Here is a 22,409-nt window from a genome sequence, read left to right as displayed (position 1 = left end):
CCCGGCCTCCGAGGAGCCGGGTTATTTTCAATGATGTCGCCCCAGCCATTTGTCCCACCACTTTTTCTCGGAAGCGGGCTTTTCTTTGGATGGAAGCCGGTCTTTTGTTTGTTTTGCGGGTTCTGCCCCGTAGCACACGTTTGCGGGTTCTGTCCCTTTCACAAAATATGTGTAATGCTTAGCGGCACAGCCGGGACCTGATGAGTAGCCTGTTTCCGGATCAATGTACACACCGGTTACGCCTTTTGGCGGCTTGAACGCGGTTTCCGGTTCGCCTTTGAGCGCGTCCTCCATGAAGTCCGCCCAAATGGTTTTAGCATAGCTTTTTTCTTCGACCGAGTCGATGGTGCTGTTTTTGTCATAGCCGGTCCAAACACCGGCGGCCAGCTTCGGATTGAAGCCGATCATCCAGCTGTCTGCGCTGGTGGTTCCTGATTTTCCGGCATACGTTCTTGTCAGGCGGTTGGCTATCGTTCGCCCCGTAACCGACGTATATCCATTTAAATCGGTATCAAACATGCCTGTCATCATACTCGCTGTGACAAAAGCGGCTTTTTCATCAAGCACCTGTTTATGCTGATTCGGGTTTTCGTACAGCACGTGGCCGGCTGCGTCCGTTACTCTTAAAATAAAAGTCGGTTCGATTTTCTTTCCGCCATTTGCGAGCATGGCATAGGCGTTGACCATCTCAATCGGACGTACGGGTTCGGTGCCGAGTGCCAGGGACGGCAGTGCTTGAAGATGGGCGGTAATGCCGAATTCCTTTGCCGTCTTTACAAGTTTGTTCGTGCCGAGAAAAAGATGCGTTTTCACAGCGTAAATATTGTCGGAAAGCGCCAGCGCCTGCAGAAGCGTAATCGGCTTGTTGGCATAGTATCCGTTATAGTTGCTTGGAGAATAGGTTTCTCCCTTTGCATCAATTTGAAACTCGGTTTCTTCGCTTTTCATCAAAGTGACTGGCGTAAATCCGCTCTGAATCGCTTTATAGTACAGCAACGGCTTGATCGTCGAAGCAGGCTGGCGCTTCGCCTGTGTCGTCCGGTCAAACGGGCTTTTTTGATAATCCCTGCCGCCGACAAGGGCGAGAACGTTTCCGGTGCGGGGATCAATGGCTGAAAACCCGACTTGAATGTCAGATCCCGCGTTAACCGTTTCGGTAATGGTCTCCTCGGCGATGCGCTGCATCCGTTTATCTACCGTTGTATAGACGTTTAACCCGCTCGTTTCAATTTGCTCCCGTGTCATGCCGAGCTTTTTCTCCAGCTCTCTCATCGCATTGTCGTAGAAATAAGGAGCCTTTCTCTTGGAAACTTGCTTATTCAAAGGCTGATAGGAAAGAGGTTCCTTGATCAATTCATCCGCTTTCTTTTGGCTGATCATCTGCTGCTTTTCCATCATCCGCACAATCGTTTTCTGGCGTTCCTTGGCCTTCGTCTCATTGACATACGGTGAATAGCCGGAAGGGCCTTTCGGGATACCTGCCAAAAGCGCCGCCTCCGCATCCGTCAGGTTTTTGGCATGCTTGCCGAAATACAGGCGGGAAGCTGCTTCAATGCCGTAGGCGCCGTGTCCGTAGTAAATCGTATTTAAATAGCCTTCTAATATCTCGTCCTTAGAATAGTTTTGTTCCAGACGGATCGTGTAGAACGCCTCATTCCATTTCCGTTTCCACGTTTTGTCGTGTTCAAGGTATAAGTTTCTCGCATATTGCTGGGTGATGGTGCTTGCACCCTGAACCTTGGCAAATGCTTTGAGGTCAGCAAGCGCCGCGCCGGCCATGCGTTTATAATCAAAGCCGTGATGATCGTAGAAATTCTGGTCTTCAATCGCCACTGTCGCTTTTACGATCGTCGGATTCATGTCCTTTAAGGGGACCCAATAGCGCTTTTCGCCGTAGTTCGTTTCCCCGAGCTTTGAGCCGTCACTCGCATACAAAATCGTGGATTGCGGCACTTGCACCGAGGGAGCGCCCTGGTATTTGGCTATCAAAATGACAGTCATAAACACGGCAGCTGCCGCCAAGGCCGCAAAAGCCCCTAAAAAGATAAAGGCGCGAACGGTTTTCAGCGTCAGTCTCAGCCGTTTATTTGTCATTGCATCCACAACGGGTTCCCCCTTTTTTTATGTTTCTACTATTATGAGAAAAAAAGATCGTTTTTAAACATCGCAGAACAGGACGCATCTTTACTTTTTCCCCGCCATCCTCTATACTTTTTCCTTAGGTGAAAATGAGATTTCAACCGAGAATAAAAGCTGATAAGACGCTTACAATAAATGAATACAGCCTCGAAAGGGAGATGACAATTGAGCGAACTTTGGTACACAGAGAAGCAGACGAAAAACTTTGGCATTACGATGAAGGTTAACAAGACGTTACATACAGAACAAACGGAGTTTCAGCATTTAGAAATGGTGGAAACAGAAGAGTTCGGCAACATGCTTTTTTTGGACGGCATGGTGATGACATCTGAAAAAGACGAATTCGTTTATCACGAAATGGTGGCGCATGTCCCATTATTCACGCACCCAAATCCGGAGCACGTTCTCGTAGTCGGCGGTGGTGACGGCGGCGTTATCAGAGAAATCCTGAAGCACCCAAGCGTGAAAAAAGCGACACTTGTAGATATTGACGGCAAGGTTATCGAATACTCTAAAAAGTTCCTTCCTTCTATCGCAGGCAAACTGGATGATCCGCGCGTTGACGTGCAGGTAGATGACGGATTTATGCACATTGCAAAATCTGAAAATCAATATGACGTCATCATGGTAGATTCGACTGAACCAGTCGGACCGGCTGTAAACCTGTTTACAAAAGGATTCTACGCAGGAATCGCAAAAGCGCTGAAAGAAGACGGCATTTTTGTTGCGCAGACGGACAACCCATGGTTTACACCGGAATTAATCACAAATGTACAGCGCGACGTGAAGGAAATCTTCCCGATTACGAAGCTGTATACGGCGAACATTCCGACATATCCGAGCGGTTTGTGGACATTTACAATTGGCTCGAAAAAATATGATCCGCTTGCAGTGGAAGACAGCCGTTTCTTCGATATTGAGACGAAATATTACACAAAAGATATTCATAAAGCGGCGTTTGTTCTGCCGAAATTTGTGAGTGACCTGATTAAATAATGAAGGTATGGCGCAGGAGCGAATCTTGCGCTTTTTTACAGGAAAGCGAGGGTATTATAGATGAGATTTGATGAAGCTTATTCAGGAAAAGTATTTATCGCGAGCCGTCCCGAGTGGGAAGAGGCGGACGCCATTCTTTACGGCATGCCGATGGACTGGACAGTCAGCTATCGCCCGGGCTCACGCTTTGGTCCAAGCAGAATCCGTGAGGTGTCAATCGGCCTTGAGGAATACAGCCCATATTTAGACCGCGATCTGGCTGACTTGAACTTCTTTGACGCCGGCGACATTCCGCTGCCGTTCGGAAATCCGCAGCGAAGCCTGGATATGATTGAAGAGTACGTGGACAGCATTTTAGAAAAAGGGAAGTTCCCAATGGGTATGGGCGGGGAGCACCTCGTGTCATGGCCTGTCATTAAAGCGATGTACAAGAAATACCCAGACCTTGCGATTATCCATTTTGACGCACATACAGATCTTCGTGTTGATTATGAGGGAGAACCGCTTTCTCACTCCACGCCGATCCGTAAGGCGGCAGAATTGATCGGACCGCACAATGTGTATTCATTCGGAATCCGTTCCGGCATGAAAGAAGAGTTTGAATGGGCGAAGGAAAACGGCATGCACATCTCAAAATTTGAAGTGCTTGAACCGCTGAAAGAGGTGCTTCCGAAGCTGGCGGGCCGTCCGGTTTATGTCACAATTGACATTGACGTATTAGACCCTGCACACGCACCGGGTACAGGAACGGTTGACGCCGGCGGCATCACGTCTAAAGAACTGCTTGCATCCGTCCATGAAATTGCGCGTTCAGAGGTAAACGTAAAGGGCGCTGATTTAGTGGAAGTCGCACCGGTGTATGACCACTCAGAGCAAACGGCAAACACAGCCAGCAAAATCATCCGTGAAATGCTGCTTGGGTTTGTGAAATAAGAAGGTAGGCCCGTGTTGACTGGTATAAGCCATTCAGTACGGGCTTGTTTTATTTTTTTTAATCTTAATAGGTGCTTGAAGTGGAATGAATTAAGGAGATAAGAGGTTTTGAATTATTATGATTTTCAATGAAAATTATTGAAGCGGTGTTGGCAATCATCATATCAATATAGATGAAAATTAAATTGAAAGATATTGAATTCTATAATTTAACTTTTCAGGAGAGAAGGAAGAGAATATAAAAATACAATTCAGGAAATATGAATTGATTTCCTGAATTGTAATACCAGATTAATTAAGTGGGAATTTATATGTTATCCTTTTATTTGATTTGTTTATCAAGGAATAATAAACAAATAATTTAGAGGTTGTGGGATCAAAATTTTTATAGTTAAAGTTTACGTCTTTGCCTTTTGTCATTTTCAAACCGACATAGCCTCGTATAGTTTTCCCAGCAGGAATAGAAGTATTGAATTGATACTTTTCTGGAAGATCTAAATTATACGCCATTAAATTGTAATAGTGATCAAAGCCACCAAAAAAAAGATATTTCATTCCATCAGGTGAGAGCTGTTCCAGCGTTATTTCGTGCTTGGATGTATTTGTTATATCCAGCGGTAAAATGTATAATAATCTTTTCATATTAAGATCCTCATCCATAAATTCAATTGGTTTTAATGGTTTGAGAACATGATAAGTAATCCCGGCGCCCGTATCGATCATACGATTTTTCGGAAGGTTTGTGATATGAGGAGAGTAATTATCATTATGATTATTCAGTTTATAATAACGAAAACTACTACCAGCAACAATAATTAAAAAAATGGTTATTAACAATATTGCTCGTTTATTCATTATCCTCACCCAGTCTACCATTGCTAATATGTATAACTCTGTCTACAATATTATTTTCAGTCAGGGTTTCATCATGACTTGCAACGACTATTGTAGTTCCCTTTTCTTTTTCTTTTTTCAATAAATCAGTGATTAGCTGAATTCCTTTTTTGTCGAGTGCGTTAGTCGGTTCATCTAAAACCAGCAGTGATGGAGACTCCATTAGTGCTTGTGCTAGGCCTAAACGTTGCTTCATTCCTAAGGAATAACGTTTTACCTTACGTTTGTCTTCAGGGTCTAATCCTACTTGCTCTATCATTTTTCGGATCTCTTGGTCTGAAACTTTCTTATTAATTGAAGCTAAGAATTTCAAATTTTGATAACCGGTATAGACAGGTATAAAACTGGGATATTCAATTAATACCCCAGTATTTATGGAAAAATCTGTATCTTTTCCTATAACGAGATTATTGACAATAATTTGCCCTTTGGTTAATTTTAAAAGCCCTGCGATTGCTCTTAAAATCATTGTTTTTCCAGAGCCATTATGTCCTTTTAATACTACAAACTCATTTTTTTTGATAGTTAAATTAATATCATTAAGTACAAGATTTCCTTTTAACTTCTTATATACATTTGTACATTCTATAAATGCAGTCATAATTAATCTCCTAAAATGTCTATTTTTTTTATGCGAATCATTCCTACAAAGCAGCATAAGATGCAAAATAAAGCAATTACACCAATAAATATTGGCAAATGAATAGCAGAGCCATTAGAATAACTCATATTTATTGATGAATGATCGGCGAAATACCATCTGCCTGGTATGGCTAACGAGGTAAAAAAGAATTTTGAATGAACAAATATGGATATGATGAGATACACAATTGAAATAACTAATGAAATAATAAACGAAAAGAAATACGTTAATGTTTCAAAAACTAGAGTATAAACAGCTGTCACTGAATATTGAATTAACATTAAAGAAAGAACAGGTTTGATCTCTCCAATTGTTATTGTGCCTTTGAATATTAGAAAGAAAATGAAATAGAATGAAAACCAGACAATCCAGATTATCAAGCAAAAAAACCATAAGGAAAACACTTTGCTTAACCAAAAAGCTAATTTATTGTTTAATTTAGGTATTAATAAAGTTCCTGATTTTTGAAAGTCATTATATGAAAAATGCCCAATAATAAGTAAAGGGAATAGCTGAAGGCAAATCCACGTAAAGGGGATTGAAAATTTATGTTGTGAATAAAGCTCATGTAATTCAAAAAAGTTTAGTGAATGAAAGACATTCATATAATTATTTAAAAGATTGTGCTGGTCTAGTTGGCCAGATTTATAACTATTCCAAAAAGAAACAAAATAGACTAGCAAAGCTGCTAAACTTATAAAAAGAAAAGTTGCTTTACAATCATACAGCCTCATCATAATATCCCTTTTTAACAAATGAAAAATAGAATGCATCAGTACGTTCCTTTCTGGTCGTTAGGCCTCAAATAGTCTTGTTTTTTAACTATTTGAATACACACTCCGAACAAAATAAACATCAGCCCTACTCTGAATACCAATAGATCCTTTAAAACATCAAAATTTAATAAAAATCCGTTTAAGAAGAGAATGCCGTTACATTCTAGATAATCAAACAAAAATAAAATTATTTCTATTATTACAACTAATATTTGATTTGTTAAAAGGATTAAAAACGATGTCAAGTAAGCAATGAATATATAGGCGAATACATGAGTTAAAAAATTACTAACAGTTAACAGATTATTATCAATATTATATGTAAAGCACAATATATAGATTTCTCCCATAACGATAATGCCTAGTATAGCTGAAAAAGAAATGCTTTTAAGGAAATAGTACCCTACTATCTTAAATGAACTATTCAGCCGAATCACGGCATGATCCATGAAATAATCGGAAGACACTAATAGAGTAAATACTACAATTAATGGAGCTATCAATAATACAAGATGCTGATATGTAAAGATTTGATCGATAATATGGTCATTTTGCGTCTGTATTGATCTCTTAAAAAATATAAATATAATTATAGCATTGATAGAAAAGAGTATAGAAAAACCAAAATATTTGCTTATGAATTTTTGTTTTAAAAGATTATAATAAAACACGGCGCTTTTTACCCCATAAAAATATTAAAAGACCTAATATAATTAATACTAAGTTTAATAAAGAAAAAATTTGCAAATTAAAAAAACCATTTTTATTAATAATATATCTTTGAGGATTATAATCTGGATTCAAGATAGTAATGCCAAGTAAATTCACAACAAAAGGTATAATATATACAAAATAAGTTTTTTTAATGAAAAAAGAAAAAGATAGCCCGACTGTTGATAAGATAGCACCGTATAGTCCATTTATAAGTATTAGGATTAACGTATAGAGCAGTGGATGTTCATAATAAATGTTAGCAAGGTCACTACCATTAGAAACCACATTTTGCATGTAATTTATGATTCCATCAGGTTTAATGGATGGATAAGTCATCAAAAATAAATATAAATTAATACTTAAAGGAATTATAATAATCAAAAAAGAGCACAAGAAATTAAACACGATAAGTGTATTAAAGTATTTGCTTTTAGTTGTTTTTATTATAGTGTTCATAAAATATCCAGAATTCACATCAAATCTATATAGACTTGTAATTGGCAAGGTAGCCAAAATAGGAAGTATCATCAACCATACTGTTGAAGGAATAACAGAATTACCCTGTAATATGTTCGATAAAAAAGGTGATTTGTGAACTTCGTAAGGCAGATTTGTATGATTATTAAACACTACAATATCCAAGTACTGGTATAGTACTATGAGAGTACTAAATATAAGTGAAAAATATAGTGTCTTGCTTTTTAGAAGCCTGTAAATGAAAAAATAGGTCATATTTATACCTCCTGTTATTAAAATGAATTAAGGTAATCATTTTCATATATTACCACATTTATAAATCATCATGATTAATTTAAGGGAAAAATAAACTTTAAAAAGCGGTTTTACATATCGTAAAACCGCTCAAACCCTATTTAGAAGCAAAATTCCATTAATATTCTATGTATTTGCCTTTAGGTTTAACACTGTCAGGACTCCAATTTGTTTTGTACGCATTATTTTCCCAGCTGTAACCACCAAATCGTACGGGAACATTTTTACCATAACTTTCAACTGCTGTGTTCACAAATAAATAAGTGTTTCCTGGCTTTACCTCTCCTTCATGTTTTTTTCCAGATACGTTTTTCCAGTCTCGTCCTTTAGAGTGAACGTTTGCATCTGCTTCAGTCCAAACATTAAAACTGCTGTTCTTGTCAGAGCTTATCACTTTCATATACATAGAGCTTTTGTTCTGTTTTCTGCGTGCAGTTGTATAATCATAAGGAGACCATACTCTAAAAGTAAAATGGACAGTTGAATCAGAAGTATTGGCAGCGGCATGCACAGCACTTGTGACTCCAAAAGATGAAACAGCAAGCCCAAATATTATAAACATTTTACTTATATGTTTTTTAACTGTAAATTTCATTTGTTATTATTCCTCCGAGTATTCTTCAATTGAAGATTATAGATAACTTAAGTCCTATATATAATAATGTATAATACAGGAAAAGTAAATGAAATTTAAGGAAAAATTCATTTGTTTATTAATATTTAATTTAAAGGAAGTGAAAAGGCTGATAAATTTCTAAGTGAATAAATATAAAAAGGGAAATGTTAACGAAATAACATTTCCCTTTTTATATTTTAAGTGTTTAAATCATTCCTCGTTGTGCAACTTCAATTTGGTGTGTAGGTGCATTTGCAATAGTTGTTGCCACGAACACAGTGCTTAGAGCCAGACAAAAGAGTAATAGTTTAGACTTCAATTTCATACAAACTCACTCCTCCTTGAATAAGTTGCCTTACTTGTTCCACCTTCAAAAAATAAGCAGAAGCTTTTTGAAAATTTTTACGTTCATGATAATATTTTGCCACATCAATAGCGAAATCTTCAAGATCAGCATACAACATTTTACTTTCGAGAAAATTAAAAAATCCTTGAATTGCTTCTTCATCCGGGCCTGATAAGTATAAAGATTTCAAAAATTCAAACTCTGATAAATATATTACATCTCCGGCCTTTTGTGAATAAGCCATTCCCTTACTATGATATTCATGAGCTTTATCCATTTTTCCTAATTTATAATGGATCTGTGTAATTAAAAAATACGCTTGAGGTAAGGAAGGAAGAATATTTGATTCTTCAAAAACAGCTATTGCTCTTTTGAAATAAGGTATGGCATCCTCATATTGGCTTTGGCTGTTTTTACAAAGCCCGATATTGTACAAAGTTCTTCCCATTAATTGGGGCTGCTTTTCAGCTTCTGCCATAGAATAAGCTTTTTGAAAATGTGAGATGGCATCCTCATACTGTTTTAAATCTAAAAAATTGGTGGCAAATAAAGAATGACACTGCAGCAATCTTATATTATAAGCTTCATTTTCTTTGTATATTTCATATGCTTGCCGTGCATAGTCCATTGAAAAATACGTTTGTTTCATATAGTAATAAGATTCAGACATCTTAAAGAAAAACTCAGCTTTCTCTATCCGATCCTTAACGAATATCAGCTTGCTTTCAGCCTTTTTGAAAAATTTAATAGCCGACAGATATTCCCGCTGGTCCAGCTCATACATGCCTCTGAAGAAATTAAAATAGTACTCAAGCAGACCAGTTAAACGAGCCTGTTTTTTATCAATCTCAAGCAGCAGATCAGACAGTCTCGGCTGTTCCTCAATCCTCATTTTTTCTAACGGTTCAAGGTACTCAAGCATTAGGTTGTGCCGAAACTCCATCAGTGAATAGTACAAATGAAGGTCTTGATCTTCTTCCATTTGATCCAGCTCTTGCTTGATTTCTCGTCGCAAATATTCTGCATCGGGTATGCTGAATCGGCGTATGTACATATACCATTCGTTAATCTTTTCTCCGATGGAAGAAGAAGATATGACACCTGTCACGTTTGCAAATCCCTCCCTTCATAATTCTATATATGTCATATTTTATCATCAACATTCTTGTGAGAAGCGCAAAAAAACCGCAATTTTTTCTTTCGTTACACCGCATGTTTGGAGATATATTTTCAAAAAGAAGCGTTTACCCTCAGTAATTTGTACAAGCAAACACGTTGATCTTCCATATTCTGTTATATCTGCGTGAGCAGTGTATGTCTGAAAAGGAAGTGAAGGAATGAGAAAAAATAAGCTTTCCTTTAAAGAAAAAGCAGGAGCAGAACAAGAAGAGTGCTTATGTTTTTGTGAGGGAGAAGCAAGCCGAGAAGCCATGTTTCAAGCGCCGATTGAATTACCTGAAGGATTTGTCGTTGATCCGGCTGAAGCTGTTGCAAACGTGACGTGGAATGCAGACAGCCTTTCTTGTGTCAGTGACCGTTGCTTAATTCAAACGGGGCCAGAGCCTGATGAGGTCGGTGTTCAATTTGCAGTGCGCCTGCAGGGAACCGTTACGCTACTCGTCAGTGTCTCACCTGTGCGAAATCAATATGGACAAGGGGACGGGGCTGTTTCCGTCATTCACAATGCAGAAATCGATCAAGTCGTCTATTATTCCGATGAACCGGATGATTGCCCGGATATCAGTGACATCACGATTGAGAACCTTGTTGTTGTTCCGCCGTTTTACGGCAGTCCTTTATCGGTGACGGGGACGATTGTGCTTGTACCGGAGCCGGAACCCGTCTACGCGTTTACAGCGAATCCAAATGATCAATCAGTTTCTGTGATTGATACAAACACCCATACTGTTGTGACAACGATTGCTCTTCCGTACAATCCGGCAGGTATTGAAATTACGCCAGATAAAAGCGCTGTGTTTGTCTTACATCCCAACAATAATGTGATTTCTGTCATCGATTATGACACATTAACAGTGACAGCAACTATATTGCTGGATCAGCCGCCTCGATTGATTAGATTTATCCCTAATCATGAGTTTGCTTATGTTTTCGCCGGTACTGCCATTTATGTGATTGGAATTGATACGTTGACTGTTGAGAGGTCTATTCCTGTAGAAGGTTTTGATATTGCAATTGACCCCAATGGGTTGTTCGCCTATGTTCTTAATTTTGGGTTAGTGCAAAAAGTGGACTTATCTACCGGTGAAGTCTTAGGAACGATTGAACGAGAGCTTATCGTATCATCCATAGAAACAGATTCTACGGAGCGGTATGCGTATGTATTAGAACAAGAATTCTTATTCAATTATTTGACGGTTATTGATTTAAATACGTTTACGATCAGGGATACCCAAGAGCTGGAGCCTGACGGGCTATATGTAATGTTTACGAGTGGATCAGAGGTGTATTTACATGACAGCTTCACTGGCAATTTATATTCTGTCAGTCCGAATGGAGCAGGTGTAATTGGAAATCTTCCGCAATCAGCAACAGACTATGCGTTTACCCCGAATGGCGATTTTCTGTATGCAACTCGTTTTATAGAGCAGAGCATCATTGTTTACAACACAGATGATTATTCTGAGGAAACTGTGATATCTCTTGGGGTTTCACCGGGTGCCATTACGATTTAACCGCTGCATGTTGTGCATTTCTAAAAGGACGTGAAATCATGAAAAAGAATGATCTTTCTGCTTTACAGGAAAATTGTTTCTGTTTTTGTGATGAGGAAATTAGCCGGGAAGCGCCGTTTCAAGTGCCGATAGATATCCCTGAGGGCTTCAAGGTTGATTCGGCAGAAGCGTCAGCGGCTGTTACATGGAGTACAGACAATTTGTCCTGTATCAGTGAGCCTTGCTTAATCCAGACTGGGCCGGAACCAGAAGATATCGGTGTTCGATATGCCGTGAGAGTACAAGGGACCATTACGCTTCTTGTCAGTGTGTCGCCTGTACGAAATCAATATGGACAAGGAGACGGGGCTGTTTCGGTGATTCATACCGAAGAGATTGATCAAGTTGTTTATTATGCAGCACAGTCTGACCGCTGTCCTGATTTTAGTCAAATGAAAGTGGAAGATCTTCTCATTGTACCGCCTTTCTACGGCAGTCCGCTTACGGTGGCCGGGACACTTGTTTTACCGCCATCGCCAGACCCTCAATCATATGTGTTTACTGCCAATACTGGAGACAGCACGGTTTCGGTCATTGATGCAGATTTAAACACTGTTGTAAAAACAATCCCGTTTTCTGCTGTGCCAACTAATCTAGGCGTTACTTTCGATAAAGCATTCACGTATATCCTCCATGGAAATACCAACCTTGTCTCAGTGATTGATAATAAAACATTAACTATCATAAATACCATTACTGTTGGAGGAGGGCCGAGAAAAATCGAATTTGATCCAACAGATGAGTTCGCATACGTGATGGCCGCCGGATCTATATATGTGATTAACACGGCCTCTCAATCGGTCATTGATGTCATTCCGATACCCGGCGCTTTAGACTTTGCTCTTGATCCGAATGGACAGTATGTCTATACCGCTAATGGAAGCAGTTGGTCGGTTGATAAATATGATGTAAATACTGGGCAGTTGGTAGAAAGTATCATAGATACATTTGAATTTCCCAGTTTAATTGCAACTCCTTACGCTGGAAATTTTGCGTACGTGTTGAATGGTGAGTTGTGGCCGAAAGGTGTAACGGAGATTAGTTTGTCTCCATTAAGCAGGGGAGGGGGCTTCAGCCGTTTATTTGAAACGCTGATGACGATTGTATTTTCTCTCGATAGTACTAGAGCTTATTTTCTAGAGCCATATAGTGAACCGTTTCTCATTAATAACTTATATGTAGTTAATACGGCCAGACAGAGGATCATTGCAAACGTGTCTCTCCCCAGCGCCTTTGACCTCGCCGTAACGCCGGACAAACAGTATATTTATGCGGCACAGCCCAACGACAATGCTGTGACCGTGTACCGCACAAGTGATTATACAGCCGTGACGGTGATTCCGGTTGGCGCGGGTCCGTCTGCGATTGCGATGTAGCTATTTTATAGATCAAGAGAAGCGGTGCTGCGATAAGAGAATCGTTTATAAATAAATGATCCGATTTGCTGAATGGCAGCCAGGATAATCAGAAACAGCAGTTCACTTATAGAGAAACTGAGCATCCACCAAATCCCGGCTGCTGCCAGCACTCCCGCAAACACTTTTCTGAACAGGCTGCCGTGCCGGAAAAGCTGCCGCAAATACGTTCGCATGCAAAACAATAAATACAGGATCAGTAGCATCGCAAGTCCCATTGAAAGGGCAGGGGGCGTATGAAGGCGGAAAGGGACGGCTTTAACGATTTCGAACATGCAGCCGAATATGAAGACTTGGCACAACACGGCAGCCATCACGTATGTTTGGCGGACGTTTTTATAGCTGTCACGCAGCGATTTGACGTCTTCTGCATATCGGCTGCACAAGTTGTGTTGCTGAAAGTCACAGCAGCTTTGATGAGACTGTGTGAGTTTCTGAAAAGCTGCTGTCATGTTTTTCACGGATTGGGTGACATAATGAAGATAGAGAAAAGCAGGCAGCATCAGGAGGGCAGCGGTACAAGCCAGCAGTCCGAGCCGCACAGCATCATTGTTGATCATCTGTACATATTGGGCGGCGGCTTCGGCAACGGCCTGAACCCAGCCGAAGGAATAAGCCGCCATACCTATAAGCAGCAATAAAAGGGTAAAGACAGTGTTTTTTTTCATTGTCTGATCGCCTCTTTCTGAGAAACGTGAATGATCGCTTTGTTAGAAGATGCAATTGCATCAATGAGAGACAAGAAAACCTGCGCATCCATATCTTGAATGATGTGGTACATGTCAAGAAACGAGCAATCGCACCTGTCACACTCGGCTGCCCACTCGAAGCATTTACGCACATAATCGCTGTCATAAATGATCGCGTCTGTCAAAGAGTCCTTGCCGTATTGAAGCCAGGCGGCAACCTGTTCTTTCTTCTGTGTGACATAGTATGAAGCCACATCGATATAAGCTGAAGAATGGGTCCCTTGACTGTGAAGGATCAAGAAACCGCCATCCTCATATATATAAGTCTCGGCTGACAAGCGATCGATTTCCAGACGGTACGTTTGCTGAATCTCTTGAAAAAATGGTGAATCTAATTGAAATAGAATACGAGCCGCGATATCCCAATAAAGCTTTATCGACAACAGATCGTTTTGCCCGGGAAGTGCGCCGATCTGTAATCCGGTCCAGGTATCTTCCATCCGCTCCTCATCACCCAGCACCATTTTTTGTGAGAGGGCTGGAGGGCATGCCGGGATGATTTTTCTTTCAGCATGATAATCCGGACGCTTTTCCAGCTGGAGGTGAGGAGGCAAAAGCGTTTCTGTATTTTCTGAGCCCCCAATCAAAAACAGTGTCATCCGATGGGCTTGGTAGGCAGCCTTATAGGCTTTTTGTAAATCATTGATGTCCAGCGCCTCAATATCTTCGATTCTGCCTGCGGGGAAAACGGCAGCTGGTGAGGAGGGAGAAAGCATGCTGATCAGCTGATAATGATATGAGAGCTGATGGTTAAGGTGTGCTGTTTGAATTTCGCTTGTAATCACAGCTTTTTCCTGAGCGACAATCTTCTTGTCAAATGAGTGGTTCCATAAAGCATCAAGCAGGATGGGGATCGTTTGTCTGAGCCGATCCGGTAATGAGGTAAACATGAAATTGGTATCGGTGTAGGTAGTGAATGCGTTTAAAAGCGCGCCATGCGCAAAAAAATCACTGTACAGATTGCGGCCGTTATGCCAGAAGAGAAGATGCTCTAAAAAATGCGCTGTGCCATACGGAAGCAGTGTATCACCGGATTCTGCCCGTATACATACATCCCGGCTTCCAAAATCGATTTTTACATTGCACAGCCGCAGGTGGGCGCGGGGGAATTTCAATCTGAATATTTTTAGTCCGCTGTCTGTGTATCTGATATCGGTTCGTTCATCCAGTTGTTGAAAAAAGGCTTTCTTTTCCATCTCTTCATCCCCTTACTACATGAGCTCCGATATAATTGATGGTCGCTATGAATTGCAATACATCACGGCATGTAACCGCTGAGATGCCATCCAGCAAGGCTTCTTTCGTGCAGGAGAAGCGGCGCAGGATCCCCATATAGGCCAATAGACCTTCGGGAGAATCGAATTGCAGCAGCAATTCATTGCGTAAAAACTGCTTTGCCTGTTCTAGTTCCCGCTCATCTGTATGAAAAGCTGAGACAGCTTCCAAAACGCGCGGGGGAATGTCTATCTCATGAAGCTGATCTGTGCATATTGAAACAAGCAGCAAATTGTTCATGACATCGTAACGGGTGATAACGTGATAGACTGCCAGATCCTTCTCTCTGAAGTGCTTGAATAAAGCGGAATGGCCGTACTTTCCCAGTAATCCGTCTATTAGCTGTATTTTGATATAATCGCTGGCATCTTTCATCTCTCCGCAGTCAAATCCGAGTGTCAAGACGGAAGGACCTGCAGCGCTGCGTGTCTCTGTTTCAAAAACATGCCGGTTTACGGGTATTCTTCCGGACGTTACAGCGGACGTTTGCGGGGCATGTCCCCGAACATCACATGCTTGTACTTGTCCCAATATGTTCAGCTGTTTTTGTTGGGACACTAAATCAACGATAAAGTCCGTTGCGTCGAGAAACCGTTTAGGATGAATCGCCTTTATCCTGTCTTTCCGGCCAAACATGCCTGTGCCGTACATCGGGTTTCCGAAGACCTCCTCAGCCAAGCGCGCCGCCGAGTAGGAGAAAGGATCAGTGAATTTCTTTTCGATTCTCAGCAGCAGCTCATTCCTGGCCTTTTCAACTGCTTCGAATGAAAGAGAAGAAGGGAAAGACAAGTCTGCAAAAGTTTTCAGCAGGGCGTCAACATGAAGATTCCCGTTATATAATGGGTGAATCAAACGGGTCCCGCAGGTTTTCAGCTGCTGATCAAAAAAGAGATTCGCTGAGTACATGAAACGGCTGCCGGCAGCACAACCAAAAGCGTCAATGATTTGCTCCTTCAGGTATGCGGCGGCGCCGTAAAAATAAATTGTTTCTTCCTCAGGTTCCGCCGCGCTTTCGATCGGTTTCAGAAAGCTCGCGGCGATTGAAATAGTTGAAAATTGATGAGTCTTCAGCAGGTTAACTTCCAAGCCGTTCTCTTTTGCTTGTATCAAAGAAACCACCATCCTGTTTTTGCAGGTAATAGACTATGACCAGACCGGCTATCGGAATGACCGCCAAGGATACAGCGGTGCCGGCTAATGTGGCTAAGAATAGGGGAAGACAAAACAAATAAGACCGATATTTTGAGAAACCGCTCCATAGCTGCTGCTCCGTCTGCCAGCTGAAGGAGGGCCTTTTTTCATCCGCAGTTAACCTGATAAAAGCTCCCGCCAGCAGCAACTCAATACACTGCAAAAAAGTGAGAACTGAAATCGGACGGCCGCTGATGAAACCCACAATCATCACGACAAGGAGAAATCCGCCTGCCAATAGGCCTGAATAAAAGCGATATTTCGCCCAAAACATCATTTTCCGCTTGATCGGAAGCGTGATGAGCAGCATCCGGTCATTTTTTTCAATCGAGTACAAAAGGGCGATCGGCGAGCAGATGAGCAAAAGCGCGGAAATCACGATATAAATCACTTGCTGATTGAAGATGCCGGTATTCATCATCTGGAACGAAAAGAAGCCGCTGAATACCGCCATTACCGCGTAATTTAACAGCATCGCTTTAGAAGAGATAAATCGGTTCCACTCTCTTTTGTAAAACGAAAATTCAGATCGCCGCATAAATGAATGCATCTTGCCCTGCTGCGGAGGCGCCTGCAGAAAGACAGGAAAGTCAATGATCACCGCCCACAGCATATGCACCGCGCAAAGCGGAAGCGTGGCGGCCGGCATCAAAGCGGCGCAGAGACATACACAGGCGAATATCGCCGCATGCAGCAGAAACATCAAGTTCTTCTTTTTGACGAAGTGGTTGCTTAGCACAACTCCGAAAATAATGGAGTAAACGGTAAAAAACGAAAACCTGCCGAGCCAAAACAATGTTTGCGCCCCTGACAGCGTTCCGTTTCCAAATAAGAACAGCGGTAAAATAAAAAAGAATAAAGTTCTTCTCAAACAGGTATCGACAAACAAAACGACACTCTGGGCGAGCCAAAAGCTCCGTGAAGAAATCGGCAGGAGGCAGCTCAGTTTCATATAAGATTCCTTCCATTGAGATGTCACGGAAAGAAACACCATATATGTGTTCATCAAAAGAAGCGCGAGTATGATATACGTTTTGCGCAACACCGATTCATCAATGCCGGCCTGGCGGATCAGCCCGATTTCAAACACGGCCAGAATGACAAGGCCTGCGGCAATGCGGATGGCGTCCTTTTTCCCTTGCCGGCTGTAAAGCTGTTTGAACAGCAAAGACATGATAGGGATTATGTTATTCATGGCCGATCACCTCAAAAAATTCCCGCCGCAGATCGGTCTCCTCTCCAATCGGAATGACCTTTTGAATCTGTTTGTTGTGAAGAATAGCCGCATAATCACAAAATCTTTGCACGACATCGAGCAGATGAGAAGAAAACAAAATGGTCCCGCCTGCTTCACAGTACTCGCGCATTTTCTGATAAAAAACCTCTATCGATTCCACATCCAAACCGACGAGCGGCTCATCCAAAATAAACAGGGGAGCGCGCAGCAATAAGCCTGTCATCAATACAACCTTTTGCCTGTTCCCCAAGGACAGCTCCGAAATTCTCCTGTTGATGTATTTCGAAAAATGAAAGGCCTCGGCCAAACTGGCAAACTGCTGCTCTGAAAAATCCTTTTGATAAAGCGAATGGACGAAAGACACATAGTCCTTCGCCGTAATTTCTGTAAATAGCAGCGGATAATCGGCGGCGAAGTAACGGTGAGTCTTCAGCTGATCTGATGTTTTCTGCGGCATGCCGGCCTCCGCTTCAATTCCGCACAGTGTAAAGCGCCCGCTGAAATTGCGGTTCACGCCTGTCAGCGTATTAATCAGTGTCGTTTTTCCGGCGCCGTTTACCCCAAGCAACCCGTAAACGGCACCTTTTTCTAAATGTAAATCCACTTGTTCTAAGATGACGTTGTCCCGTTCATACCAAACGGATACATCGTGTATATCCAAAATGCTCATCGCGAGTCAGCCTTCCGCGCGCGCATCCCGAACAGAATGGCAATGGCAATGAAAATCAGCGTAAACAGATAATCGCTTTTGACAAAATAGACGACTGCGCCGATGACAAAGATAAATGAAAGGATATACAGTAAAATTCTTCTTTGTGCTGGTGACAAATCGTTTCCCTCCTAAATAAGCTGGACCACGTCTTCTAATTGTTCATTTTTCGCCCAAGAGCAAATGTTTTTCCGGTGATATTTGTTAGAGTTCAGCCCTTTTAAGTAACAGCCTCCGCAATAGCCGCTGAACGGGCATTTGTCTTTCATGCAATGTTCGCTGAACCGCGGCGCTTGCGCTTGCCACAGTTTATGGACGAGAGGGGAGTTAAAGATGCTTTCATAGGAATCATGAAAAATATTTCCCAATGAAAATTCCTTTGGAAAGAGGGCGCAAGGACGTACTTCGCCGAACGGGCTGATCACAATGGACTTCCAGCCAGCGCCGCAATTTGCCGCGCGTTTTCGTTCATAAGGAATAATCGGAATCAGATCTTTAAACTCATCAATCACATTTTGCTCGTATTCCATAAACTTGCGGTGCTGCTCGGCGTCTTTCGTTGGATGGACAATATCCCTGCCTCTTCCGAAATCGTCAACCCAATTGTAAGAGAACGCCTTCGCCCCGAGATCCCGAACCTTTTGGGCCATATCGTGGATTTCCCACATGTTTTTTTCGAAGACAGACATGGCGACTCTGACAAATATACCGTGGTCACTCAACAATTTTATCGTTTTACAAGTTTGGGCAAAAGAGCCTTTTCTCCCTCTAAAGGAGTCATGGACCTCGGAATTGACACTATCAAGAGAAATGCCGACAATGATTTTTTGCTTGTAAGCCTTCAAAAGCTCCAAACTCTCTTTTCGCATGAGTGTTCCGTTTGTTAAGACAGCGACTTTTTTGAACTTTTTACACACATAGTCAAGAATCTCATTGGCGTTTGGATGGACAAAAATTTCTCCGCCTGTGATTTCGCATGTCAATACACCGTTATCAAACAGCATATCAGCTGTTTTTTTGAATTGCTCAATCGACACGGTGCCGAGCGCTTCAGGTGAGCTTTCCAAATAACAGTGGGCGCATTTCAAATTACAGCGGTGCGTCAGTTCAAAGGTGGCGTGGAGCGGCATCGGAAATTCATTGCTTCCGCTCGTGGTGATTGTATGGCGGCTGGCCCGGTTTCCAAGCTGAATAACCTGCTTGTTCTGGAGCATGTTGAGCATGTCGTAATACCAATCTTTATGGTCTTCCGGTGATTCATCATACACTGCACATTGCTCAGCTAAAATCTGCTCAGCTGTTTTTTGGCCATCCATGCGCATGCAGAGCTCGTAAGCCGTTTTGTTGAGATCCAAATACTCAAAGTCGGAAATGGAGACATTATCGCGCAAGTAGTCGATTTCTAACACGCCGCCCTCAGGAAGCTGGTGAACTCTTACACTTTCATTAATAAATGGAAACATCTGCTCTCTAAACAAAATACCATCCCCTATACATATGATTCAAATGAAAAACGGTTGTGTATGTATATCCAAGAGGTAGATTTTAGTTAAAAATTGTAATTTACTTAAAAAGGGCATAGTAGAATGACTATGCCCTTTTGGGAGATCCTTACCCCCATAGACCGAATAGACCTGTTGCACCGGCAATTTCAAAATCAGGGATAGGACCGTCCACTAGACAAGCGGCTCCGATCGAGCATGTTGCACAACCTTTGTTTTCTACAATGACAGCTTTTTTCATAATTGAATCCTCCCTTTTTTTGTTTTTCTAGCAGATCTATGTTGTACTTTTATCTTAAAACTATCAAATTACTAATTCAATACATATAATTTGAAAAAAATGTGAAAAGGAAATGATAGATTTCGGAAAAATGTAACATTTCCTAAAGGTAATTAGTGATATGATTTTCTCTTCTATATAAGGAAATGCTTTTTATGAGGTTTATCTTCAAATCTGATGAGCAATGATGGTAAGATAGAAGCAGTTGAAGTTTACAAACCGAATGATTATACTATTCAAGTCAAAGTGGAATGATGAAAAGGACGTGTCAGAATGAAGCAAGAGACACCGATAACACTCCATGTGAAGTCTGTGATCGAGGATGACGGAAACCAAGAAGTCATCGAATTCCGCACCACCGGATTTTACTATGTAAAACAAAATAAAGTGTATCTATCTTATTATGAAGAACACGACTTAGGCAAAGTCAAAACGATTGTGAAAGTAAGCGAAGGCGAAGTCCTGGTCATGAGGTCAGGCGCTGTCAAAATGAATCAGCGTTTCGTAACGGGAGCTTCCACAATTGCTAAATATAAAATGTCATTTGGTGAGCTTGAGCTGAAAACAAGCACAAAATCGATTCAATCTGATCTCGATGAAGAAAAAGGCCGTATCAGCATCGCATATGACATGCATGTCGGAGACGAGCAGGAGCATTTACATAATATGACGATCACGTATGAGGGAGGAACTCACGCATGAACATTGCGGAACAAATGAAGGACGTGCTGAAAGAAGAAATCAAAGCGGCCGTTCTGAAAGCGGGACTGGCTGAAGAAAGCCAGATTCCCAATGTTGTTTTAGAAACACCGAAAGATAAAACACACGGCGACTACTCAACGAATATGGCGATGCAGCTGGCAAGAGTGGCAAAAAAAGCGCCGCGTCAAATCGCTGAAGAGATTGTCGCTCATTTTGATAAAGGAAAGGCTTCGATTGAAAAACTGGATATCGCCGGCCCGGGTTTTATCAATTTCTATATGAACAATCAATATTTAACAAAGCTGATTCCGTCTGTACTGGAAGCAGGGGAAGCATACGGGGAAACAAACATCGGAAACGGTGAACGAGTTCAGGTAGAATTCGTATCAGCGAATCCGACGGGAGACCTTCACCTCGGGCATGCGCGCGGGGCGGCTGTCGGCGATTCCTTGTGCAACGTGCTTTCAAAAGCGGGTTACGATGTAAGCCGCGAATACTACATTAACGATGCGGGAAACCAAATCAACAATCTGGCGCTTTCTGTTGAAGTCCGTTACTTTGAAGCGCTCGGATTGGAAAAACCGATGCCGGAGGATGGCTACCGCGGCGAGGATATCATTGCGATCGGAAAGCGTCTCGCTGAGGAATACGGTGACCGTTTCGTTAACGAAGAGGAAAGTGAACGCCTCGCGTTTTTCCGTGAATACGGCCTGAAATACGAGCTGGACAAGCTTCGCAAGGACTTGGAAAACTTCCGTGTGCCGTTTGATGTGTGGTATTCCGAAACTTCACTGTACCAAAATGGAAAAATCGACACGGCGCTTGAAGCGCTCCGCGAAAAAGGCCATGTCTATGAAGAAGACGGCGCGACTTGGTTCCGTTCCACGACGTTCGGCGATGATAAAGACCGCGTATTGATCAAGAAGGACGGCACGTACACGTACCTGCTTCCTGATATCGCGTATCATAAGGACAAGCTTGACCGCGGCTTTGATAAGCTGATCAATGTTTGGGGCGCCGATCACCACGGCTACATCCCGCGTATGAAAGCGGCAATCGAAGCACTGGGCTATGAAAAAGGAACGCTTGAAGTAGAAATCATTCAGCTCGTTCACCTTTACAAAAACGGCGAGAAAATGAAAATGAGCAAACGGACCGGTAAAGCCGTAACGATGCGTGACCTGATTGAAGAAGTCGGCTTGGATGCTGTTCGTTACTTCTTTGCAATGCGAAGTGCGGACACCCATATGGATTTTGACTTAGATCTTGCTGTATCAACATCTAACGAAAACCCTGTGTATTATGCACAATACGCGCATGCTCGTATTTGCAGCATGCTTCGCCAAGGGGAAGAGCAGGGACTTAAACCGGCGGCAGATCTTGATTTCAGCCATATTCAATCAGAAAAAGAATACGATCTGCTGAAAACGATCGGCGGCTTCCCAGAGGCAGTGGCGGAAGCAGCAGAAAAACGAATTCCGCACCGTGTCACAAACTATATTTATGATCTGGCTTCTGCTCTGCACAGCTTCTACAACGCAGAGAAAGTCATCGACCCTGAAAATGAAGAGAAAAGCCGCGCGCGCCTGGCTTTAATGAAGGCAACGCAAATTACGCTGAACAATGCGCTTCAGCTGATCGGCGTATCGGCTCCGGAAAAAATGTAATCACGATCAAAAGGACAAAGTCTTCGGGCTTTGTCCTTTTTTTATGAGAAAAACGTGTGATGTAATTCACAATCCTGTTTGGCGAGTTTTTGTATGATAAGACTGATTATTGAATCATTGAA

22 protein-coding genes and 1 pseudogene are annotated in these 22,409 nt (G+C 41.9%); 7 read left to right on the top strand and 16 right to left on the bottom strand.

The window, feature by feature from the left end; genetic code table 11:
- Nucleotides 1-27 precede the first annotated feature (27 nt).
- Complete coding sequence (locus tag KXZ66_RS19790; protein WP_151869989.1) at nt 28-2,103, bottom strand: transglycosylase domain-containing protein; 2,076 nt, start codon at nt 2,101-2,103, stop codon at nt 28-30.
- Between the two features lie 201 nt (nt 2,104-2,304).
- Here KXZ66_RS19790 and speE point away from each other — a divergent pair, with 201 nt between their 5' ends.
- Together speE and speB are read left to right on the top strand one after the other, a co-directional pair.
- Nucleotides 2,305-3,135 (top strand): spermidine synthase, encoded by an 831-nt coding sequence (gene speE, locus KXZ66_RS19785; protein ID WP_003227543.1) that lies wholly within the window; start codon nt 2,305-2,307, stop codon nt 3,133-3,135.
- A gap of 60 nt (nt 3,136-3,195) precedes the next feature.
- Nucleotides 3,196-4,068 (top strand): agmatinase, encoded by an 873-nt coding sequence (gene speB, locus KXZ66_RS19780; RefSeq protein WP_003227545.1) that lies wholly within the window; start codon nt 3,196-3,198, stop codon nt 4,066-4,068.
- 291 nt (nt 4,069-4,359) lie between these two features.
- Here the strand turns inward: speB and KXZ66_RS19775 are convergent, their stop codons facing one another.
- The 6 genes from KXZ66_RS19775 to rapF all read right to left on the bottom strand — a co-directional run bounded on the left by KXZ66_RS19775 (nt 4,360) and on the right by rapF (nt 9,936).
- Nucleotides 4,360-4,923 (bottom strand): hypothetical protein, encoded by a 564-nt coding sequence (locus KXZ66_RS19775; RefSeq protein ID WP_015483840.1) that lies wholly within the window; start codon nt 4,921-4,923, stop codon nt 4,360-4,362.
- On the bottom strand, nt 4,916-5,563 hold the full coding sequence (locus KXZ66_RS19770) for an ABC transporter ATP-binding protein (RefSeq protein WP_151869990.1): 648 nt from the start codon (nt 5,561-5,563) through the stop codon (nt 4,916-4,918). Before KXZ66_RS19770 ends, KXZ66_RS19775 begins: the two co-directional genes overlap by 8 nt.
- Nucleotides 5,564-7,038: 1,475 nt before the next feature.
- Nucleotides 7,039-7,725, bottom strand: coding sequence for a hypothetical protein (locus KXZ66_RS19765; protein WP_241495663.1), 687 nt, complete (start codon nt 7,723-7,725; stop codon nt 7,039-7,041).
- A gap of 259 nt (nt 7,726-7,984) precedes the next feature.
- Nucleotides 7,985-8,461: a DUF2712 domain-containing protein gene (locus KXZ66_RS19760; protein WP_015384936.1), complete on the bottom strand. Its 477-nt coding sequence runs from the start codon at nt 8,459-8,461 to the stop codon at nt 7,985-7,987.
- 226 nt (nt 8,462-8,687) lie between these two features.
- Nucleotides 8,688-8,807 (bottom strand): phosphatase RapF inhibitor PhrF, encoded by a 120-nt coding sequence (gene phrF / locus KXZ66_RS19755; protein WP_085185514.1) that lies wholly within the window; start codon nt 8,805-8,807, stop codon nt 8,688-8,690.
- A complete protein-coding gene (gene rapF, locus KXZ66_RS19750; protein WP_021480843.1) occupies nt 8,791-9,936 on the bottom strand; it encodes a response regulator aspartate phosphatase RapF in 1,146 nt (381 codons plus the stop codon). The genes phrF and rapF overlap by 17 nt, the downstream gene beginning before the upstream one ends.
- A 2-nt stretch (nt 9,937-9,938) precedes the next feature.
- On the opposite strand from rapF, the pseudogene KXZ66_RS22780 reads away from it, so the two are divergent.
- From KXZ66_RS22780 to KXZ66_RS19740, 3 genes and pseudogenes are all read left to right on the top strand, one after another.
- Nucleotides 9,939-10,169: pseudogene (locus tag KXZ66_RS22780) on the top strand (hypothetical protein).
- Nucleotides 10,166-11,521 (top strand): YncE family protein, encoded by a 1,356-nt coding sequence (locus tag KXZ66_RS19745; protein WP_038829813.1) that lies wholly within the window; start codon nt 10,166-10,168, stop codon nt 11,519-11,521. The pseudogene KXZ66_RS22780 and the gene KXZ66_RS19745 overlap by 4 nt, the downstream one beginning before the upstream one ends.
- A gap of 38 nt (nt 11,522-11,559) precedes the next feature.
- Entirely contained in the window at nt 11,560-12,936 is a 1,377-nt protein-coding gene (locus tag KXZ66_RS19740) for a YncE family protein (protein WP_151869991.1), read from the top strand.
- A 5-nt stretch (nt 12,937-12,941) separates the two neighbouring features.
- Here KXZ66_RS19740 and albG read toward each other — a convergent pair whose 3' ends face one another.
- Genes albG through sboA form a run of 9 tightly spaced genes read right to left on the bottom strand, consistent with a single transcriptional unit; the run spans nt 12,942 to nt 19,879 of the window.
- Entirely contained in the window at nt 12,942-13,643 is a 702-nt protein-coding gene (gene albG, locus KXZ66_RS19735) for an antilisterial bacteriocin subtilosin biosynthesis protein AlbG (RefSeq protein ID WP_085185518.1), read from the bottom strand.
- A complete protein-coding gene (locus KXZ66_RS19730) occupies nt 13,640-14,920 on the bottom strand; it encodes a M16 family metallopeptidase (RefSeq protein WP_021480839.1) in 1,281 nt (426 codons plus the stop codon). Before KXZ66_RS19730 ends, albG begins: the two co-directional genes overlap by 4 nt.
- 4 nt (nt 14,921-14,924) lie before the next feature.
- The gene (gene albE / locus KXZ66_RS19725) at nt 14,925-16,085 is read right to left on the bottom strand and encodes an antilisterial bacteriocin subtilosin biosynthesis protein AlbE (RefSeq protein WP_072175642.1); all 1,161 of its coding nucleotides are present in this window, start codon (nt 16,083-16,085) and stop codon (nt 14,925-14,927) included.
- Nucleotides 16,075-17,385 (bottom strand): antilisterial bacteriocin subtilosin biosynthesis protein AlbD, encoded by a 1,311-nt coding sequence (gene albD / locus KXZ66_RS19720; RefSeq protein WP_163135919.1) that lies wholly within the window; start codon nt 17,383-17,385, stop codon nt 16,075-16,077. Before albD ends, albE begins: the two co-directional genes overlap by 11 nt.
- Complete coding sequence (locus KXZ66_RS19715; protein WP_003227564.1) at nt 17,378-18,097, bottom strand: ABC transporter ATP-binding protein; 720 nt, start codon at nt 18,095-18,097, stop codon at nt 17,378-17,380. Before KXZ66_RS19715 ends, albD begins: the two co-directional genes overlap by 8 nt.
- On the bottom strand, nt 18,094-18,255 hold the full coding sequence (albB, locus tag KXZ66_RS19710; protein ID WP_003222006.1) for an antilisterial bacteriocin subtilosin biosynthesis protein AlbB: 162 nt from the start codon (nt 18,253-18,255) through the stop codon (nt 18,094-18,096). Before albB ends, KXZ66_RS19715 begins: the two co-directional genes overlap by 4 nt.
- A 12-nt stretch (nt 18,256-18,267) precedes the next feature.
- Nucleotides 18,268-19,614, bottom strand: a complete 1,347-nt coding sequence (gene albA, locus KXZ66_RS19705) for a subtilosin maturase AlbA (RefSeq protein WP_124047850.1) — start codon at nt 19,612-19,614, stop codon at nt 18,268-18,270.
- Nucleotides 19,615-19,638: 24 nt separating this feature from the next.
- Nucleotides 19,639-19,791, bottom strand: a complete 153-nt coding sequence (gene sboX / locus KXZ66_RS19700; RefSeq protein ID WP_010886632.1) for a bacteriocin-like protein SboX — start codon at nt 19,789-19,791, stop codon at nt 19,639-19,641.
- Nucleotides 19,748-19,879 (bottom strand): subtilosin A, encoded by a 132-nt coding sequence (gene sboA, locus KXZ66_RS19695; RefSeq protein ID WP_003222002.1) that lies wholly within the window; start codon nt 19,877-19,879, stop codon nt 19,748-19,750. The genes sboX and sboA overlap by 44 nt, the downstream gene beginning before the upstream one ends.
- Before the next feature lie 312 nt (nt 19,880-20,191).
- On the opposite strand from sboA, the gene KXZ66_RS19690 reads away from it, so the two are divergent.
- Together KXZ66_RS19690 and argS are read left to right on the top strand one after the other, a co-directional pair.
- Nucleotides 20,192-20,620, top strand: coding sequence for a YwiB family protein (locus KXZ66_RS19690; protein ID WP_003243604.1), 429 nt, complete (start codon nt 20,192-20,194; stop codon nt 20,618-20,620).
- The gene (gene argS, locus KXZ66_RS19685) at nt 20,617-22,287 is read left to right on the top strand and encodes an arginine--tRNA ligase (RefSeq protein ID WP_015250994.1); all 1,671 of its coding nucleotides are present in this window, start codon (nt 20,617-20,619) and stop codon (nt 22,285-22,287) included. Before KXZ66_RS19690 ends, argS begins: the two co-directional genes overlap by 4 nt.
- Nucleotides 22,288-22,409: the final 122 nt, after the last annotated feature.

Origin of the sequence: Bacillus sp. LJBS17, assembly GCF_019334685.1 — a bacterium.
Taxonomy (GTDB): domain Bacteria; phylum Bacillota; class Bacilli; order Bacillales; family Bacillaceae; genus Bacillus; species Bacillus subtilis.
Note: the sequence above shows the minus strand (reverse complement) of the source record. Positions and strands in the feature narration are given on the sequence as shown.

Excerpts from the sequence above, each read along its gene's own strand:
- KXZ66_RS19745 (WP_038829813.1), top strand. The coding sequence starts at position 10,166 with ATGAGAAAAAATAAGCTTTCCTTTAAAGAAAAAGCAGGAGCAGAACAA.
- albD (WP_163135919.1), bottom strand. The coding sequence starts at position 17,385 with ATGAATAACATAATCCCTATCATGTCTTTGCTGTTCAAACAGCTTTAC.
- speB (WP_003227545.1), top strand. The coding sequence starts at position 3,196 with ATGAGATTTGATGAAGCTTATTCAGGAAAAGTATTTATCGCGAGCCGT.
- KXZ66_RS19690 (WP_003243604.1), top strand. The coding sequence starts at position 20,192 with ATGAAGCAAGAGACACCGATAACACTCCATGTGAAGTCTGTGATCGAG.
- sboA (WP_003222002.1), bottom strand. The coding sequence starts at position 19,879 with ATGAAAAAAGCTGTCATTGTAGAAAACAAAGGTTGTGCAACATGCTCG.
- phrF (WP_085185514.1), bottom strand. The coding sequence starts at position 8,807 with ATGAAATTGAAGTCTAAACTATTACTCTTTTGTCTGGCTCTAAGCACT.
- KXZ66_RS19730 (WP_021480839.1), bottom strand. The coding sequence starts at position 14,920 with ATGGAAAAGAAAGCCTTTTTTCAACAACTGGATGAACGAACCGATATC.
- KXZ66_RS19760 (WP_015384936.1), bottom strand. The coding sequence starts at position 8,461 with ATGAAATTTACAGTTAAAAAACATATAAGTAAAATGTTTATAATATTT.
- KXZ66_RS19775 (WP_015483840.1), bottom strand. The coding sequence starts at position 4,923 with ATGAATAAACGAGCAATATTGTTAATAACCATTTTTTTAATTATTGTT.
- KXZ66_RS19770 (WP_151869990.1), bottom strand. The coding sequence starts at position 5,563 with ATGACTGCATTTATAGAATGTACAAATGTATATAAGAAGTTAAAAGGA.
- KXZ66_RS19715 (WP_003227564.1), bottom strand. The coding sequence starts at position 18,097 with ATGAGCATTTTGGATATACACGATGTATCCGTTTGGTATGAACGGGAC.
- albG (WP_085185518.1), bottom strand. The coding sequence starts at position 13,643 with ATGAAAAAAAACACTGTCTTTACCCTTTTATTGCTGCTTATAGGTATG.
- KXZ66_RS19740 (WP_151869991.1), top strand. The coding sequence starts at position 11,560 with ATGAAAAAGAATGATCTTTCTGCTTTACAGGAAAATTGTTTCTGTTTT.
- argS (WP_015250994.1), top strand. The coding sequence starts at position 20,617 with ATGAACATTGCGGAACAAATGAAGGACGTGCTGAAAGAAGAAATCAAA.